Raw genomic sequence first — 16,004 nt, forward strand, 5'->3', positions numbered from 1 at the left:
GGCCATGACTCGTCTGATTCAAAAGCTTGCGTGCATCGTCGCGCTTGCATTGCTCTCCACCACGATCGCGCTCGCTTGCACGCGCACGTTATATGTTGGCGATAAGGGACTCGTCATCACCGGACGCTCGATGGACTGGTCCGAGGACATGCGCTCGAATCTGTGGGCGATGCCCTCGGGCATGGAACGCGATGGCAATGCGGGGGAACGTTCGATCAAGTGGAAATCGAAGTACGGCAGCGTGGTTGTGTCGGGCTACGAGATCGGCACGGTGGATGGCATGAACGAACGCGGACTCGTGGCCAATGCGCTTTATCTCGCCGAGACCGACTATGGCAAGCCCGATCCCAAACGTGATGCGATGTCGATCAGTCTGTGGGCGCAATATGCGCTCGACAACTTCGCGACCGTCGGGCAAGCGGTGTACGTGTTGAGCCGCGAGCCGTTTCAGATCATTGCGCCGCCGCTGCCCAACGGCAAGCCGCTGTCGATTCATCTCTCGCTCAGCGACGCGCGCGGCGACTCGGCGATCTTCGAATACATTAACGGCAAGCTTGTGATTCATCAGGGCAAGAAGTACAAGGTCATGACCAACTCGCCGATCTACGACGAGCAGCTTGCCATCGATACATACTGGAGGAGCGTGGGCGGTCAGGGCTTTCTGCCGGGCACCAATCGCGCGGCGGATCGCTTCGTGCGTGCATCTTTTCTGCTCGACGCGCTTTCCAAGAAAGCCGCACCCGAGTACATGGCGGGCGTGCCGCAGCAGTCGTATGCGTTTCAGGCTGTGGCGAGCGTCATGAGCCTGATGCGTTCGGTAAGCGTGCCGCTCGGCATCAGCACGCCGGATCAGCCGAATCTTTCGTCGACGATCTGGCGCACGGTGTCGGATCAGCAGAACATGGTCTACTACTTCGATTCCGCGACCCGGCCCGACACGTTCTGGGTGTCCCTGAAGAAGCTGAACCTGAACCCGGGCGCGCCGGTGATGAAGCTGACCATCGACGGCGGGCAGGTTTTTTCGGGGGAAGTCGCGTCGAACTTCGTCAAGACGGCGCCGTTCACCTTCCTGCCGGCGAAGGCGCCTTGAGTGGCGCGGCTTTCGCGGCGTTGTGCCGGTCCATCGCGCGAAACGGGGCGAGCGCTTCGCCCGCACAGGTAAAATAGTGTCCTTTTGCCTCCGGTGAACGCGTGCAAGGCTTGAAGCGCACGGCATTGAGCGGCCCGGCGCTCGTCCGCCTGCTGGCACATTTTGCCGATCTCGACATTCACGAACCCGCCCAGTCGCTCTCGGACCGCCTGAGCCAATGGCTCGGCTGGACCGACGCGATCGCGCTGTCCACCGCGCTCGCCTCGGATCCGCCCGCCATTTCCGGCGCGCCATTTCCGAAGGGCGGCGAGGAAGCGGCGGGCGCGCGCACGCGGGAGCGTCTCGTGAAAGTCATCACGCACGGCGAGAATGCCGAGAAAGGCATGCGCGGGCGGCATCGCGCGGCGGTGCAGGCGCCGCCCGATGATGCGCAGATCGAGTACGCAATCTTTCGTCAGCAGTATCTGTCCCTACAACAGACGATGGAGTCCGACGTCGGCGAATTGCGCGGCCGTCTGCGTGCGGTGATGGCGGCAAAATCGACGGACATGGCGCGTCTCGCCGTCGTCGATGCCGTCATGGAACAGACGTTCGCCGCACGCGAGCGCAGTCTGCTCGCGCAAGTCCCTGTGCTGCTGGGCCGGCATTTCGAGCAGCGCAAGCGCGCGCATGCACAGAGCATCGATACCGCCCCCAGCACCTGGCTCGCCGCGTTCCGCAAGGATATGCAGAGCGTATTGCTCGCCGAACTCGAAGTTCGTTTTCAACCGGTCGAAGGCCTGCTCGCGGCTCTTCGCACTCAGTAACTGGCACGCTATGCCCCGACATCTGGTGAAAATCGCAGTATTTCTGATCGGCCTCGCGGCGGTGTGCGGCATCGCCATCGGCTATATCGGCTCGAACGCGCTGGCTTTCGTCGTGACCTTGCTGATCGGCGCATGCTATGTCGTCGGCGCGCTGGAACTGAAGCGATTCCAGCAGACGACCGACGCATTCACGCACTCGCTCGATGCGTTGAAGACCGCGCCGATGAGCCTCGTCGTGTGGATCGACAGCGTGCCGCCAACGCTGCGCCACGCGGTTCGCGCACGCGTCGAAGGCGAACGCGCCGCGCTGCCGGGGCCCGCGCTCACCCCGTATCTCGTCGGCTTGCTCGTTTTGCTCGGCATGCTCGGCACGCTGCTCGGCATGGTCGTCACGCTGCATGGCACGGGCGCTGCGCTCGAAAGCGCGACCGATCTCTCCGCGATCCGCGCCTCGCTCGCCGCGCCGGTGACGGGCCTCGGCTTCGCGTTCGGCACGTCGATCGCGGGTGTGGCGACGTCCGCGATGCTCGGCTTGCTGTCCGCGTTGTGCCGTCGCGAACGACTGCACGCGGCGCACATGCTCGACACGAAGATCGCCACCCTATTGCGCGCGTTCACGCAGACGCATCGGCGCGAAGAAGCGTTCAGGCTCATGCAGAAGCAGGCCGAGTTGATGCCGAAACTCGCCGAACATCTGCACACGATGATGAGCGCCATCGAACAGCAAAGCGCCGTTGCGAACGAACGGCAGATCGCGAATCAGGAAGCGTTTCATGCGAAGACGGAAACGGCGTATAGGCGGCTGGCGACATCGGTGGAACTGTCGTTGAAGCAGAGCGTTGCCGATAGCGCACGCGCCGCAAGCGCCGCGCTTCAGCCGATCATGCAGGCCACGATGGACGGCATCGCGCGCGAGTCGGCCGCGTTGCACGGCAGCGTCGAGCATGCGGTCGCGCGCCAGCTCGACGGCCTGACGACCGGCTTCGAAGCATCGGCCACGAAGGTCGCGGACATCTGGAATCGTTCGCTCGACGCGCAGCGTGAATCGAACGAGGCGCTTGCCCTCAAGACCGACGCGTCGCTCGAACGCTTCGCACAGACCTTCGAGACGCGCTCGGCAAATCTCGTCGATGGCATCTCGGTGCAGATGATCGACGTGAAGCAAGGGCTCGAAGCACTCGTCGCAAAGCATGCACAAGCCAGCGATGCGCATGTCGAACAGATGGCCGCGTCGATGGATCGCTTCGCGCAGACGTTCGATGCGCGTTCGTCGAATCTCGTCGATGGCGTGGCCGCGCAAATGCATGACGTCAAGAACGGCATCGAGTCTTTGGTCGCGAAGCAGGATACGTCGATGGAGCGTTTCGCGCAGACCTTTGAGCAACGCTCGACGAGCATGATCGACGGCGTTGCCGCGCGCATGGAGCGCGCATCGTCCGGCATGTCCGATGCATGGCGCGACGCGCTCGCGCAGCAAACGCACACCGGCGCGCAACTGGCCGCGCAACACGAACAGGCGTTGACGGCGGCATCGGCGAATTTCGAGGAACATGCGGCGTCGTTGTTGCGCTCGATGGATCGCGCGCACGGCGAGCTTCGCGCCGAACTCACGGCGAATCACGAAGCGCGTCTTGGCGCATGGACCGATGCACTTGCCGCGCTTGCTGCAACGCTGCGCGAGGAATGGCACACCACGAGCACGTTCGCCGCAAGCCGTCAGCAGGAAATCTGCGACACGCTCGCGCGCACCGCGAACGACATCTCCGCGCAGAGCGAGGCGCACGCGAGCGCGACCATCGCGCAGATCGAACAACTGGTGAAGGCGGCATCGGAAGCGCCGAAGGCCGCAGCGGAAGTCATCGCCGAACTGCGTCAGAAGCTCTCCGATTCCATGGTCCGCGATACCGCCATGCTCGACGAACGCGCGCGTTTGTTGTCCACGCTCGAAACCTTGCTCGATGCGGTGAATCATGCATCGACGGAACAGCGAACGGCAGTCGATGCGCTTGTCGCGGGCTCGGCGGATTTGCTCGAGCGTGTGGGCACGCAGTTCACCGGCAAGGTGGAAGCCGAGACGCTCAAATTGAACGACGTGGCCGCGCAAGTGACCGGCAGCGCCGTCGAAGTGGCGAGCCTGTCCGATGCATTCGGCGCGGCGGTCCAGGCGTTCGGCGCATCGAACGAAACGCTCGTCGCGCATCTGGAACGTGTCGAGGCCGCGCTCGACAAGTCGCTCGCACGCAGCGACGAACAGCTTGCGTACTATGTCGCGCAGGCGCGTGAGGTGATCGATCTGAGCATGATGTCGCAGAAGCAGATCGTCGAGAATCTTCAGCATATCGCGGGGCAGCGCGCAGCGCCCGGAGCGAGGGCGGCATGAACGAAGAGATCGACGGCGGCGTCGAGACTGCAGCGCCCGTCTGGGCCGCGTTCGCCGATCTGATGTCGGTGCTGCTCGGCGCGTTCGTGCTGATTCTCGTCGCGGTGCTCGGTGTGCAACTGCAACTCTCGACGCGGCTCGAAGAAGCCATCAAGCAGCAGCAGAAAGAAACCGCGCGGCGCAAGACGCTGGAGCAGGCGCTGGCAGGGCCACTCGCGTCGGGGCGCGTAACGCTCGTGAACGGGCGCATCGGCATCAGCGGCAATGTGCTGTTCGCGCTGAACTCGGATCAGTTGCAGCCGCAAGGGCGCGACGTGCTGAAGAGTCTCGCCGCGCCGCTGACCGCCTATCTCGGCTCGCACGAACAGATTCTGATGGTGAGCGGTTTCGCCGACGATCAGCAAGTGCGCGAAGGCAACCGGCGTTTCGCGGATAACTGGGAACTCTCGGCTAAACGCGCGTTGACCGTCATGCGCGCATTGATCGATGCGGGCGTGCCGGCGTCGTCGGTATTCGCAGCCGCATTCGGTTCGGAGCAGCCGGTGAGTTCGAACGCCGACGACGAAGGCCGCGCGAAGAATCGTCGCGTCGAGATTTCCGCGGTGCCGCGGCCCAGCAACGCGGCAGTCAAGCCGGGTGAATGACGTGAGCGACAGCGTGACGCGCGCGCACGCAATGCTCGACGCCTGGCGAGAGCACGGCGACGCGCGTGCAAACCCTATGCAGCTTCGTTTGATCGAAGCACTTGCGAGGCGGGCATCGCAACATCATGGCGAAGCGCGCCGCGTGCTCGATGCGCGTCTGTCGAATTTGCTCGACGCTCAGGCCATGCGTGACGATGCTCGCGATGATGCCGCGCAAGCACCGATGCAATCGCCGCTTGCCAGCCTGCTCGACGAGATGAACCAGCGCGCCGCGACGCACGCCGATCCCGCCGAATTGCTCGATGCGCTTCGTTCGATCTGGTCAACCGTCAGCGCGGAAAAGCGCCTGCGCGAATCGCAGGCGCAGGTGCCGAAGAATGCGGGGCCGCTCAATTCGAACAGCCTCGTGCACCGCTCGCTGTCGTTGATGCGCGAAGTCTCGCCGGAGTATTTGCAGCATTTTCTCGGCTTTATCGACGCGCTTTCGTGGATGGAAGCGTTGACGCTCGCAAGCGGCGCGCCGGCCAAGGAAGCGCCGCGCGCCACGACGAAGAAGAGCGCGCGCAAGGCGCGCTAGTCGCGCTTAGTCGCGCTGCTTAGGCGAGCCAGCCCTTGATCGTGCTCGCCATGACGCTGGTCGAGATGCCATAACGATCGTGCAGCGTGGGCAGGGCGCCCGCATCGAGGAAAGCATCGGGCAACCCGATCTGACGATAAGTCGGCGTCACGCCCGCACTCAGCAGCGTCGTGGCGACAGCTTCGCCGAGTCCGCCGATCACCGTATGATTTTCCGCCACCACCACGAGACGCCCGGAACGCTGCGCCTCGCGGATGATCGTTTCGGTGTCGAGCGGTTTGATCGTCGGCACATGCAGCACGGCGACATCCACATTGTCGGCTTGCAAGGCCTTCGCGGTTTCGAGCGCGCGCATGGTCATGATGCCCGACGAGATAATGAGCACGTCGCGGCCATCGCGGAGCAGCTTCGCGCGGCCAAGCTCGAATGTGTAGTCGTATTCGTCGAGCACGGCGGGCACGTTGCCGCGCAGAAGACGCGCATAGACCGGACCGTTGTGCGCGGCGATGGCGGGCACCATCTGCTCGATTTCGAGCGCATCGCACGGATCGATCACGGTCATGTTGGGCATTGCGCGCATCAGCGCGAGGTCTTCCGCCGCCTGATGGCTCGGACCATAGCCCGTCGTGAGGCCGGGCAACGCGGCGACGATCTTCACGTCGAGGTTATCTTCCGCAATGGCCTGATGGATGAAGTCATACGCGCGGCGCGTCGCGAACACGGCATAGGTCGTGACGAACGGCTGCGCGCCTTCGTGCGCGAAGCCCGCCGCCGCGCCCATCAGCAATTGCTCGGCCATGCCCATCTGATAGTAACGCTCGGGGAATTCCTTAGCGAAGAGATGCAGGTCCGTGTACTTGCCGAGATCGGCCGTCATGCCGATAACATTGGTCTTCGTGCGCGCCAGTTCTGCAAGCGCATGGCCGAAGGGCGCTGAACGTGTGAGCTGGCCTTCGCCCGCGATGGAGGCGATCATCGCCGAGGTCTTGAGGCGCGGCTTTTTGTCGATGGTCTGGCTCATGCTTGTCTCCCTGCTTCGAGTGCTTTGAGCGCCAGTTGCCACTCGTGGGCATCGACGCGGATGAAATGGTTTTTCTCACGCTCTTCGAGGAACGGCACGCCGCAGCCCATCTTCGTATCGCACACGATGATGCGCGGCTTCGCGTCCTTCAAATTGCGCGCGTTGTCGAAGGCCTGCTTCACGGCGTCGATATCGTTGCCGTCGATGCGTTGCACATACCAGCCGAACGCTTCGAGCTTCGGCACGAGCGGCTCGAACGCCATGATCTGCGACGAAGGGCCATCGGCTTGCTGATTGTTCACGTCGATCATCGCGATAAGGTTATCGAGCTTCCAGTGCGCGGCGGACATGAGGCCTTCCCAGATCGCGCCTTCATCGAGTTCGCCATCGGAGAAGAGCGTGTAGACGAATGACTTCGAGCCTCGGCGCTTGAGGCCGAGACAACGGCCGACCGCAATCGTGAGTCCTTGCCCGAGCGATCCGCCCGACATCTCCATGCCGGGCGTGTAGCTCGCCATGCCGGACATCGGCAGGCGGCTGTCGTCGCTGCCGTAGGTTTCGAGTTCTTCCTGCGGCAGGATGCCCGCTTCGAAAAGCGCGGCGTACAGCGCGATTGCATAGTGGCCGTTCGAGAGCAGGAAGCGGTCGCGGTCTTCCCAGTCGGGATCGTCGGCGCGATAGTTCATCGCACCGAAGTACGAGACGGCCAGCACATCGGCGATATCGAGCGCCTGGCCGATATAGCCCTGGCCCTGCACTTCGCCCATCAGAAGGGCATTGCGGCGGATACGGTAGGCACGCTCGGCGAGCGTCACCTCCTCGATGACAGGTGTACTCATGCTTGTCTCCTTGAGTGAAAGCGAATCTATCGATTAACAGTCTTGGCGGGTACGAAGAACACGAGCCCCGCGCCCAGCACAACGGCCACCGAGATGAAGATCAGGCCCGCGGTGGATTTGCCGGTGAAGTCGTTGAGCCAGCCGACGATCGCCGGTGAGAAGAAGCCCGCGAGATTGGCGAAGCAGTTGACCGCCGCGATGCCCGCCGCCGCCGACATGCCGCCGAGCACCGCCGTGGGCAGCGACCAGAATTGCGACGATGACGTGAGAATCCCAGCCGCCGCGATGCTCACGCAGACGATCGAGGCGCCCACGCTGCCCAGCATCGGCAAGGTGGCAAAGCCGGCTGCGGAAACGAGCATCGGAATGGCGAGATGCAGGCGACGTTCGCGGTGCTTGTCCGCGCTGGCGCCGACAAGCGGCAAGGCGATGATCGCGCAGAGATACGGAATCGCCGTGAGGATGCCGACCCACAGCGGGTCTGCAACGCCGGTGCGGCGAATGATCGTCGGCAGCCAGAAGGTGAGGCCGTACTGACCGAGCACGACGCAAAAGTAGATCGAAGCCATCAACCACAGACGACGGTCCGCGATGAACGATCGGATCGACACGTGCTGGACTTTCTGCGCGTTGTCCTTCTCGACGTTGCGCTTGAGCAAGGCCTTTTCGTCGTCGGTGAGCCACTTCGCGCCGGCGATGCCGTTGTCGAGATAGAACAGGATCGCCACGCCGAGGAACAGCGAGGGCAAGGCTTCGAGCATGAACAGCCATTTCCATCCGGCGAGACCGTGCACGTTCTGGAATGCATGCAGGATGTAGCCCGACAGCGGACCGCCGACGATGCCCGCAAGCGGAATCGCCATGAAAAACAGCGAGAGTGCTTTGGCGCGGCGCGCGGCCGGAAACCAGTACGTGAGATAGAGAATCACGCCGGGCGCAAAGCCCGCTTCGGCGACGCCGAGCAAAAAGCGCAGCACATAGAACGTTGTCGGTGACTTGACGAACACGAAGCTCGCCGAGATCACGGCCCACGTCAGCATGATGCGCGCGAGCCAGTTGCGCGCGCCGACCTTATGCAGAATGACATTGCTGGGCACTTCGAAGATGAAGTAGCCGAGAAAGAAAATCCCCGCGCCGATGCCATACACGGTCTCGCTGAAGCGCAGGTCGTTGAGCATCTGCAACTTGGCGAAGCCGACATTCACGCGATCGAGATACGCGCCGAGATAGCACAGCATCAGAAAGGGGATGAGGCGTCGTCCGACCTTGGCGTAGGTTCTGGCCTCGAAGCCGAGCGCGTCATCGGGCGACGCAAATTCGGCATTGACCGCGGGTGCGGCGAGTTTGGATTTCATGTGTGTCTCCTGTCCATGACTGCCACGTGGGTGGCGTGCGCCTCGGTTAGTCCGAGTGCGCCGGTGCGAGCATCAGTGAATCAACATGCCTCCGTTGACATCGAGCGTTACGCCTGTCAGATACGACGACATATCGCTCGCAAGAAACAGGCACGCGTTGGCGATGTCCGCGGCGTCGCCCAAGCGGCCGAGCGGAATGCCCTTGATGATGTCCGTGCGCATGTCCGGCGTGAGCTTGTCGCCGGTGATATCCGTTTGAATGAGGCCCGGCGTGATCGAATTCACGCGGATGTGGTCCGCGCCGAGTTCGCGCGCCATCGCCTTGGCAAGACCCAGTACGCCGGCCTTCGCCGCGCTGTAATGCGGACCGCCGAAGATGCCGCCGCCGCGCTGCGCCGATACCGACGACATGCACACGATGCTTCCGCGCTGCTGCTTCTTCATCTGCGGAATGACGGCTTGCGACATATAAAGCGTGCCGCGCAGATTCACGCCGATCACGGCATCGAAATTGGCCGCGCTTATTTCCAGCGTCTTGATCGGCTGCGTGATGCCCGCGTTGTTGATGAGCACATCGATGCGCCCGTATTTTTCGATGGTCGCCTGAGCGGCGGCGACGCACGCGGCTTGGTCGGTGACGTCGCAGGCGAGGCCGAGATGACCTTCGCCCAGATCGTTCGCGGCGGCTTGCGCGTCCGCTTCCTTCAAATCGAGCACGACGATGCGCGCGCCTTGTGCCGCGAGCGCTTTAGCCGTTGCCTTGCCGATACCGCGCGCCGATGCCGCGCCCGTAACGATCACTACCTGTTTGTCGAGCAACATGGTTGTCTCCGCTGATTGTCTGGTGTAGGCGCAGTTTCTTCGCCTTTGACCTGACGATCAACGCAGTTTGGCTCAACTATTGCTGAGAAATTTTCAGGTATTCGCGCGGCCTTCGATCTGCTGATCCATCCACGCAAGAAACTTCGCGACACGCGGCAATCCCGCGTTTTGGCTCGGGTAAACCAGATGATGCGCGCCGACTTCAACGGCATAGTCGCGCCCGAAGACAGGCACGAGCGAGCCGCGTTCGAGATGCACGGACGCGAGCATCGTGCTTTCGAGCGCGATGCCGTGACCGAGCGCGGCCGCCTCCAGCGACATGTACGAGCGGTCGAACGAGAAGTCGAACGCCTTGCGCCTGAAGGCCACGCCGAACTTGCCGAACCATTGCGGCCATTGCACGAGCGGCGTTTCGGAGAGAATCAGACGGCGTTCGAGAAGATCGTCGGGAGCGGTAACGGGAAAGCGTTCGAGGTATGCACGCGACGCGAGCGGCGCGATAGTCTCGTGCCGCAAGGTCTTCACTTCGACATCGGTCCAGTGTGCATAACCGTGGCGCAGCGCGATGTCGTAGTAACCCGATGTGAACGACACATCTTCATATGAGCATGCGAGGTTCATCTGAATGTCGCCGTTCGCTTCCTGAAACGCGGCGAGGCGCGGCAACAGCCACATGAGACCGAAGCTTGGGCTCGAATGAATGCGCAATATCTCGACGGAGGTTTCGCTCGACGCGCGTTCGGTCGCGCGATTGAGTTCGGCGAGCGCGCCGGTGACATCGGACAAATATTGCGTGCCGGTGGGCGTGAGCACGAGGCCACGTCCGAGGCGCGTGAACAACGGACGCCCGACAATACTCTCCAGATTCGCCAGTTGATGACTGACGGCCGATGGCGTGAGGCCGAGTTCGTCGGCGGCGCGGTTCACGCTTTTGGTCCGCGCGACGCTCTCGAACGCGATGATCGATTTCAGCGGAGGAAGGCGCATGGGCTTCGATTTCGACTCGATGTAGACGCAGCGTTACTTCAAGCTCCTCGGTTCCTTCGGCACGCGCCCCATCAGAAAGAACTCGTCGTTGGGCCGCATCGAAATGACGTTCGCCATGCGGTTCGATAATCCAAAGAACGCCGTGATCGCCGCGATATCCCAGATGTCTTCATCGTTGAAGCCATGCGCATGGAGCGCGGCGAAATCGTCATCGTCGACGGTGCCCGACGCGCGGCATACCTTCAGCGCGAAATCGAGCATGGCTTGCTGGCGCGGCGTGATATCCGCCTTGCGATGATTCACCGCCACCTGATCCGCAACAAGCGCGTTCTTTTCGTAGATGCGCAGAATCGCACCATGCGCGACGACGCAATAGAGGCAATCGTTGACGGCGCTCGTCGCGACCACGATCATCTCGCGTTCGCCTTTGCTGAGGCCGCCTTCCTTCAGCATGAGCGCATCGTGATAAGCGAAGAACGCGCGGAATTCATCGGGCCGATGCGCAAGCGTCAAAAACACGTTGGGCACGAAGCCCGCTTTCTCTTGCACGTCGAGAATGCGCGCGCGGATATCGTCGGGCCAGTCTTGCGGTTCGGGAACGGGATAGCGGCTGATGGGCTTATTCGTCATGGCGTCCTCGTCGTGGCTTGGCGTACGTTCGCGTGTGAATCGAATCGCTATTGTAGAGCCGCATGCAGCGAAGGCCTCAACGCGTCACCGTCAACGACGACAACAGCTTGAGCAGGCTGTCTACATTGACCGGTTTGACGAAGTGATAGTCGAAGCCCGCCGACTGCGCACGCAAGCGGTCTTCGGCCTGCCCATAGCCGGTGATCGCGATGAGCATCGGCGTGGTGTCGCCCTTGCGGCGCAGGCGGCGCGCAAGCTCATAGCCGTCGATATCGGGCAGGCCGATATCGAGCAAGGCCACATCGGGTTCGAGCGTCGGCGCGGATTCCAGCGCTTCCTCCGACGAATACGCGACGCGCGCGACATGTCCCTCGGATTCGCACAACATGGCGAGTGAATCGGCGGCGTCGCGATTGTCGTCGACGACGAGTATGCGCAACGACTTGCGCGCCTCGTGCATGCTTGCTTCCGTGAGCGCGCGCGCCGAATGCCGCTCATGATGATGCAGGCGCGGCAGACGAATGGTGACTGTCGTGCCGAGTCCCGGTCCGGGGCTTTGCACGCTGATGGTTCCCTTGTGCATCTCGACGAGTTTCTTCACGAGCGAAAGCCCGATGCCCAGTCCGCCGTTCGAGCGGTCCAGCGTGCGCTCGCCTTGCGAGAAGAGTTCGAATACCTTGGGCAACAGGTCCGCGGAAATGCCGGTGCCCGTATCGGCGATAACGATCGAAACCGAGGCCTCGTCGGCCTGCACGCTCACCGTGATGCGTCCATGCTCGGGCGTGTACTTGCTCGCGTTGTTCAGCACGTTGACGAGAATTTGCGAAAGCCGCGTGACGTCGCCGCACACCCAGGTTGTAGCATCGGAGACATCGACGTGAATGGTCTGCGAGCGCGCCTCGACCATGCCCGCGATTGCCTCGACAGAGTGATACACCGCCGTGCCGACAAGTATCGGTTCGACTTGCAGCGCAATGCGGCCTTGCGTGATGCGCGACACTTCGAGCAGATCGTCGACGATGCGCGTCATGTGTTCGACCTGCCTGCGCATCAGGTCGATAAGCTCGCGCAAATGCGCCTCGGTCTCCTGATCCTTTTGCAGCAACGCAATGGCAGTGCGCAAGGGCGCGAGCGGATTGCGCAGTTCGTGCGCGAGCATCGCGAGGAATTCGTCCTTGCGGCGTCCCGACTCGCGCAGCATCAGTTCCATGTGCTTGCGCTCGGTGATATCGATCACGCTGCCGATGATACGCAGCGGCTTGCCGTCCTTGCTGCGCTGAAGCAGGGCGCTGCCTTGCATCCACTGCTCGCCGTGCACGTTGCGCACGCGAAACTCGAAGTGGCCGCCGGGGTTGTCTCCCGCCGCGAGGCTGCGCATATAGCGGTCGAGCGTGGCGCTGTCGTCGGGATGCACGCGTGCGAGCGCGGCATCGTAGGTCAGCGTCTCGTGTATCTGACGCTCGCCGCCCGTTTCGAGGAACAGCGTCCACGTTGCGAGTTCGAGCGATGCGATATGAATGTTCGCGGCCTGCATGGCGACGGTCAGACGCAAGCTGCGCGCTTCGATCGCGGCTTGCGCTTCATATCGCGGCGTGACATCGGTGGTGGTGCCGAACCATTCCTGCAGGTTGCCTTCGTCGTCGTAGAGCGGCGCCGCATGTGCCTGCACCATGCGATAAACGCCGTCACGCCGATACATGCGAAAAGTGAGCGTGCGCGCGGTGCCTTGCTGCAAAGCTTCGAGCCATGCTTCTTGCGTGCGCTCGCGATCGTCGGGATGAATGTATTCGAGCCAGCCCCATCCCGACAACGCTTCTGCCGACTTACCCGTGAACTTCTCCCACTCGCCGCCGGAGGGACGAATCTCGCCGTTAGCATCGGCGGACCAGACGAGCGCACCCGTCGATTCGACCAGCGCGCGATAACGACGCTCCGACAGACTCAGCCGATCTTCGTCGGCGCGCTGCATGCTGATGTCGAAGCTCACGCCATAAACGCGCGTGAGTACACCTTGTCGATCGAACTCGGGATGCCCGCGCATGCGCAACCAGCGACGCGTGCCCGGTCCTGGTTCGAGCACGAAGTCGAATTCGAACGGACCGCCGTCGCGCAATGCTTCGGTGAGCTTGCGCTGAAAAGGCTCGCGATGCTCGGGCGCGACGCGATCCCATACTTCCGAAAGCAACACGGCTTCCGTGCCGGGCGGAAACGAATAGAGCGCGGCGAGTTGTGCGGTCATGCGCACGACGCGCGTTTTCATGTCCCATTCCCACGCGCCCATGCGTGCGCCCGCGAAAGCGGCTTGCAGACGCCGCTCGCTCGCTTCGTACATGGCCCACGCGTGACGGCACTCGTGAATGTCGATGGCAACGCCGACCGTTTCGCCTATTTCTCCTTCTTCGTCGCGCCGCGCCTGCAAATGCAGCGTGTGCCAGCGAAAAGCGCCGTCGGTGCGCAGCAGACGTACATCGACGTTGCGCAACAGCGTGCCGTCGCGCATTTGCCGCAGCGCATCAAGAACCGGTTGAATGTCGTCGGGATGAATGAAGTCTTTCCAGTGCCGGCCGACGAGATCGGGAAAAGCGATGCCGAGATAACGGCATGCCCATGGATTCGCATATTGAATGACACCGTCGCGGGCCGCGCGCCATACGAACGACGGTAAGAAATGAGCAGGATCGTGCATAAGCGTCTTGCTTCGTAATTCCGGCGAGACGCGTCGCCGGGCGCGGCATCTTATGGATACCATACAACAAAAGCGCGGCCTTACGCTGCGAGTGCGCAATGCATTTTCAGGGTTAGATACAGAATAATCGGCCGGTGCGCGTGTGCAATGTTCGGATGTACTTTGTACGCGCTTAGCGAATTGATCTAAAGAAACCGCGCTCGTCGCTTAGCCGAGGAGCGCGGGTGATTCGAGTCAGCCCGCTTCGCCGACGTCCTTCGGATTCGGCAGCTTTTCCTTCTTGTCGGCGGTGGGCGGCTCGGGCTCGTTTTTCAGCGTGCGCTTCTGTTCTTCCGACAGACGCCGATCCGCGACATTCGGATCTTCTGGCGTCTGCTTCGGCGGCGTCGGACGGTCGGTGTTTTCAGTCATCGTGTGCTCCTTTTGTCGTCGTGCATGAAGTGACATGCGCGTTGCATGAGGCGTGCCTGATCAACCGACACCGCGTCGACACGGCGTCGACACCGCGCGCCTAAACTCAGGTCAGCAGGTTCCACAACACGAGTGTCAACACGAGACCGACCACGGAGACGATCGTCTGCAACACGGACCACACCGCAACGGTCTGCTTGAGCTTGAGGCCGAAGTACTCGCGCACCATCCAGAAGCCCGCGTCGTTGACGTGGCAGAAGAACACCGAGCCCGCGCCGATGGCGAGCGCCATCAGCGAATTGTGCGTCGCCGTGAGGCCGCCCACGACGGGCGCGACGATGCCCGCTGTCGTGGTCGTGGCGACAGTCGCCGAGCCGGTCGCCTGACGCAGCGCAACCGCGATGAGCCACGCGAGCAGGATCAGCGGCAGATGCGTGCCGACCGCGATCTTGCCGATGGTCACGCTGATACCCGCGTTGACGAGCATCTGCTTCAGCCCGCCGCCCGCACCGATGGTGAGCAGAAGCGCCGCGATCGGCGGCAGACTCTTGCGCAGGATGCCGCCCACACGATCACGCGCCATGCCACGCGACCATCCGAGCATCACGATGGCGAACAACACGGTCAACGCCAGCGCGACGAGCGGCTCGCCGACGAAATCGAGTGTGTCGTACAGCAGCGTATCTTTCGCGAGCGCGAGCTTGGCGACCGTGCGGCCGAGCATCATCACGACGGGAAGCAAGATCGTGATAAGCGAGATCGCAAAGCCCGGCGTCGATGCACCATTCTCATGCGCGGTGAAAAGCTTGCCCATCTCCTCGGGCTCTTCGATATGCAGCCGCTTCGACAGCCAGATGCCATACAGCGGCCCCGCAAGAATGACCGCGGGCAACGCAACGATGAGACCGAGACCGAGCGTGAGGCCGAGATCCGCGTGCAACGCGCTCACCGCGATCAGCGGACCGGGATGCGGCGGCAGCAGCGCATGCAGCGTGGTCATGCCGGCGAGCGCCGGAATCGCAATGCGCAGGATCGGTTGCTTCGAGCGGCGCGCCATCACGAAGATGATCGGCACCATCATCACGAGTCCGACTTCGAAGAACAGCGGCAAGCCGACGATGATCGCGACGAAGGCCATCATCCACGGCAGGCGGCGCGGCGTCGAATGATCGAGGAGCGTCGTGACGAGCCGGTCGGCCGCGCCGGATTCGGCCATCAGCGCGCCGAGCATGGCACCCAGCGCGATGATGATGCCTACATCGCCGAGCAGCGCCCCCGCGCCCTTGCTGAAGGCCTGCGCGATCGCTTCGAGCGGCTGATGCGCGGTGAAGCCCGCCGCGAACGTGCCCACCAGAATGGACAGGAACGGCGCGAGTTTCAGCACGCTGATGGCAATGATGATGATCGCGAGACCGAGCGCGCACGCGATCAGAAGTTGAGTGTCGTGGGTGGACCAGGGAGCGAGAGTGGTTGTTGGATTCACGGTGACCTTGGGCTGACGCGAACCGGCAGGCATGCCGGCGCTATTACGTTTTGCTTTCGCAGTGCGGTGTCTTCGCATCCCGCCCGTGTCCACACGCGACAAGCGCGGGACGCGAAGACCCGTCGTAATAGCATTTTTCGACGCGACGGTCAAAAACGCACCGCGCGCGAATCGCGCTCTCTCAGGCTGGCCTTGCTTCTGACGTCATTTCGAACTTTGTGTTTTGAATGCGAAATGCCGTTTTGCGTTTTGTACTTTGCATTACGAATGCAT

General features: G+C 62.5%; 14 protein-coding genes. 5 read left to right on the forward strand and 9 right to left on the reverse strand.

Annotated elements, in window-relative coordinates:
- Window positions 1-4: 4 nt before the first annotated feature.
- From BRPE64_RS26770 to BRPE64_RS26790, 5 genes are all read left to right on the forward strand, one after another.
- Window positions 5-1,090, forward strand: a complete 1,086-nt coding sequence (locus BRPE64_RS26770) for a linear amide C-N hydrolase (RefSeq protein ID WP_016348094.1) — start codon at window positions 5-7, stop codon at window positions 1,088-1,090.
- Window positions 1,091-1,191: 101 nt separating this feature from the next.
- A complete protein-coding gene (locus tag BRPE64_RS26775; protein WP_016348095.1) occupies window positions 1,192-1,896 on the forward strand; it encodes a DUF3348 domain-containing protein in 705 nt (234 codons plus the stop codon).
- A gap of 10 nt (window positions 1,897-1,906) precedes the next feature.
- Window positions 1,907-4,276, forward strand: coding sequence for a DUF802 domain-containing protein (locus BRPE64_RS26780; RefSeq protein ID WP_044043365.1), 2,370 nt, complete (start codon window positions 1,907-1,909; stop codon window positions 4,274-4,276).
- Window positions 4,273-4,920, forward strand: coding sequence for an OmpA family protein (locus tag BRPE64_RS26785; RefSeq protein ID WP_016348097.1), 648 nt, complete (start codon window positions 4,273-4,275; stop codon window positions 4,918-4,920). The genes BRPE64_RS26780 and BRPE64_RS26785 overlap by 4 nt, the downstream gene beginning before the upstream one ends.
- A 31-nt stretch (window positions 4,921-4,951) precedes the next feature.
- Window positions 4,952-5,497, forward strand: coding sequence for a DUF2894 domain-containing protein (locus BRPE64_RS26790; protein WP_144063580.1), 546 nt, complete (start codon window positions 4,952-4,954; stop codon window positions 5,495-5,497).
- A gap of 19 nt (window positions 5,498-5,516) precedes the next feature.
- Here the strand turns inward: BRPE64_RS26790 and BRPE64_RS26795 are convergent, their stop codons facing one another.
- The 9 genes from BRPE64_RS26795 to BRPE64_RS26830 form a co-directional block, all read right to left on the reverse strand.
- The gene (locus BRPE64_RS26795; protein WP_016348099.1) at window positions 5,517-6,518 is read right to left on the reverse strand and encodes a transketolase family protein; all 1,002 of its coding nucleotides are present in this window, start codon (window positions 6,516-6,518) and stop codon (window positions 5,517-5,519) included.
- A complete protein-coding gene (locus tag BRPE64_RS26800) occupies window positions 6,515-7,357 on the reverse strand; it encodes a transketolase (RefSeq protein ID WP_044043368.1) in 843 nt (280 codons plus the stop codon). Before BRPE64_RS26800 ends, BRPE64_RS26795 begins: the two co-directional genes overlap by 4 nt.
- Before the next feature lie 26 nt (window positions 7,358-7,383).
- Window positions 7,384-8,712, reverse strand: coding sequence for an MFS transporter (locus BRPE64_RS26805; protein ID WP_016348101.1), 1,329 nt, complete (start codon window positions 8,710-8,712; stop codon window positions 7,384-7,386).
- A gap of 72 nt (window positions 8,713-8,784) precedes the next feature.
- Window positions 8,785-9,534, reverse strand: a complete 750-nt coding sequence (locus tag BRPE64_RS26810; protein WP_016348102.1) for an SDR family NAD(P)-dependent oxidoreductase — start codon at window positions 9,532-9,534, stop codon at window positions 8,785-8,787.
- Window positions 9,535-9,627: 93 nt separating this feature from the next.
- Window positions 9,628-10,521: a LysR substrate-binding domain-containing protein gene (locus BRPE64_RS26815; protein ID WP_016348103.1), complete on the reverse strand. Its 894-nt coding sequence runs from the start codon at window positions 10,519-10,521 to the stop codon at window positions 9,628-9,630.
- A gap of 33 nt (window positions 10,522-10,554) precedes the next feature.
- Window positions 10,555-11,151, reverse strand: a complete 597-nt coding sequence (locus tag BRPE64_RS26820) for a peroxidase-related enzyme (protein WP_016348104.1) — start codon at window positions 11,149-11,151, stop codon at window positions 10,555-10,557.
- A gap of 76 nt (window positions 11,152-11,227) precedes the next feature.
- Window positions 11,228-13,837, reverse strand: a complete 2,610-nt coding sequence (locus tag BRPE64_RS26825) for a PAS domain-containing hybrid sensor histidine kinase/response regulator (RefSeq protein WP_016348105.1) — start codon at window positions 13,835-13,837, stop codon at window positions 11,228-11,230.
- Between the two features lie 234 nt (window positions 13,838-14,071).
- Window positions 14,072-14,248, reverse strand: a complete 177-nt coding sequence (locus BRPE64_RS33510; protein ID WP_016348106.1) for a hypothetical protein — start codon at window positions 14,246-14,248, stop codon at window positions 14,072-14,074.
- Window positions 14,249-14,354: 106 nt separating this feature from the next.
- The gene (locus BRPE64_RS26830; RefSeq protein WP_016348107.1) at window positions 14,355-15,731 is read right to left on the reverse strand and encodes a GntT/GntP/DsdX family permease; all 1,377 of its coding nucleotides are present in this window, start codon (window positions 15,729-15,731) and stop codon (window positions 14,355-14,357) included.
- Window positions 15,732-16,004 lie beyond the last annotated feature (273 nt).

Origin of the sequence: Caballeronia insecticola (genome assembly GCF_000402035.1) — a bacterium.
Classification (GTDB): domain Bacteria; phylum Pseudomonadota; class Gammaproteobacteria; order Burkholderiales; family Burkholderiaceae; genus Caballeronia; species Caballeronia insecticola.

Excerpts from the sequence above, each read along its gene's own strand:
- BRPE64_RS26770 (WP_016348094.1), top strand. The coding sequence starts at position 5 with ATGACTCGTCTGATTCAAAAGCTTGCGTGCATCGTCGCGCTTGCATTG.
- BRPE64_RS26780 (WP_044043365.1), top strand. The coding sequence starts at position 1,907 with ATGCCCCGACATCTGGTGAAAATCGCAGTATTTCTGATCGGCCTCGCG.
- BRPE64_RS26785 (WP_016348097.1), top strand. The coding sequence starts at position 4,273 with ATGAACGAAGAGATCGACGGCGGCGTCGAGACTGCAGCGCCCGTCTGG.
- BRPE64_RS26790 (WP_144063580.1), top strand. The coding sequence starts at position 4,952 with ATGCTCGACGCCTGGCGAGAGCACGGCGACGCGCGTGCAAACCCTATG.
- BRPE64_RS26795 (WP_016348099.1), bottom strand. The coding sequence starts at position 6,518 with ATGAGCCAGACCATCGACAAAAAGCCGCGCCTCAAGACCTCGGCGATG.
- BRPE64_RS26800 (WP_044043368.1), bottom strand. The coding sequence starts at position 7,357 with ATGAGTACACCTGTCATCGAGGAGGTGACGCTCGCCGAGCGTGCCTAC.
- BRPE64_RS26805 (WP_016348101.1), bottom strand. The coding sequence starts at position 8,712 with ATGAAATCCAAACTCGCCGCACCCGCGGTCAATGCCGAATTTGCGTCG.
- BRPE64_RS26810 (WP_016348102.1), bottom strand. The coding sequence starts at position 9,534 with ATGTTGCTCGACAAACAGGTAGTGATCGTTACGGGCGCGGCATCGGCG.
- BRPE64_RS26815 (WP_016348103.1), bottom strand. The coding sequence starts at position 10,521 with ATGCGCCTTCCTCCGCTGAAATCGATCATCGCGTTCGAGAGCGTCGCG.
- BRPE64_RS26820 (WP_016348104.1), bottom strand. The coding sequence starts at position 11,151 with ATGACGAATAAGCCCATCAGCCGCTATCCCGTTCCCGAACCGCAAGAC.
- BRPE64_RS26825 (WP_016348105.1), bottom strand. The coding sequence starts at position 13,837 with ATGCACGATCCTGCTCATTTCTTACCGTCGTTCGTATGGCGCGCGGCC.
- BRPE64_RS33510 (WP_016348106.1), bottom strand. The coding sequence starts at position 14,248 with ATGACTGAAAACACCGACCGTCCGACGCCGCCGAAGCAGACGCCAGAA.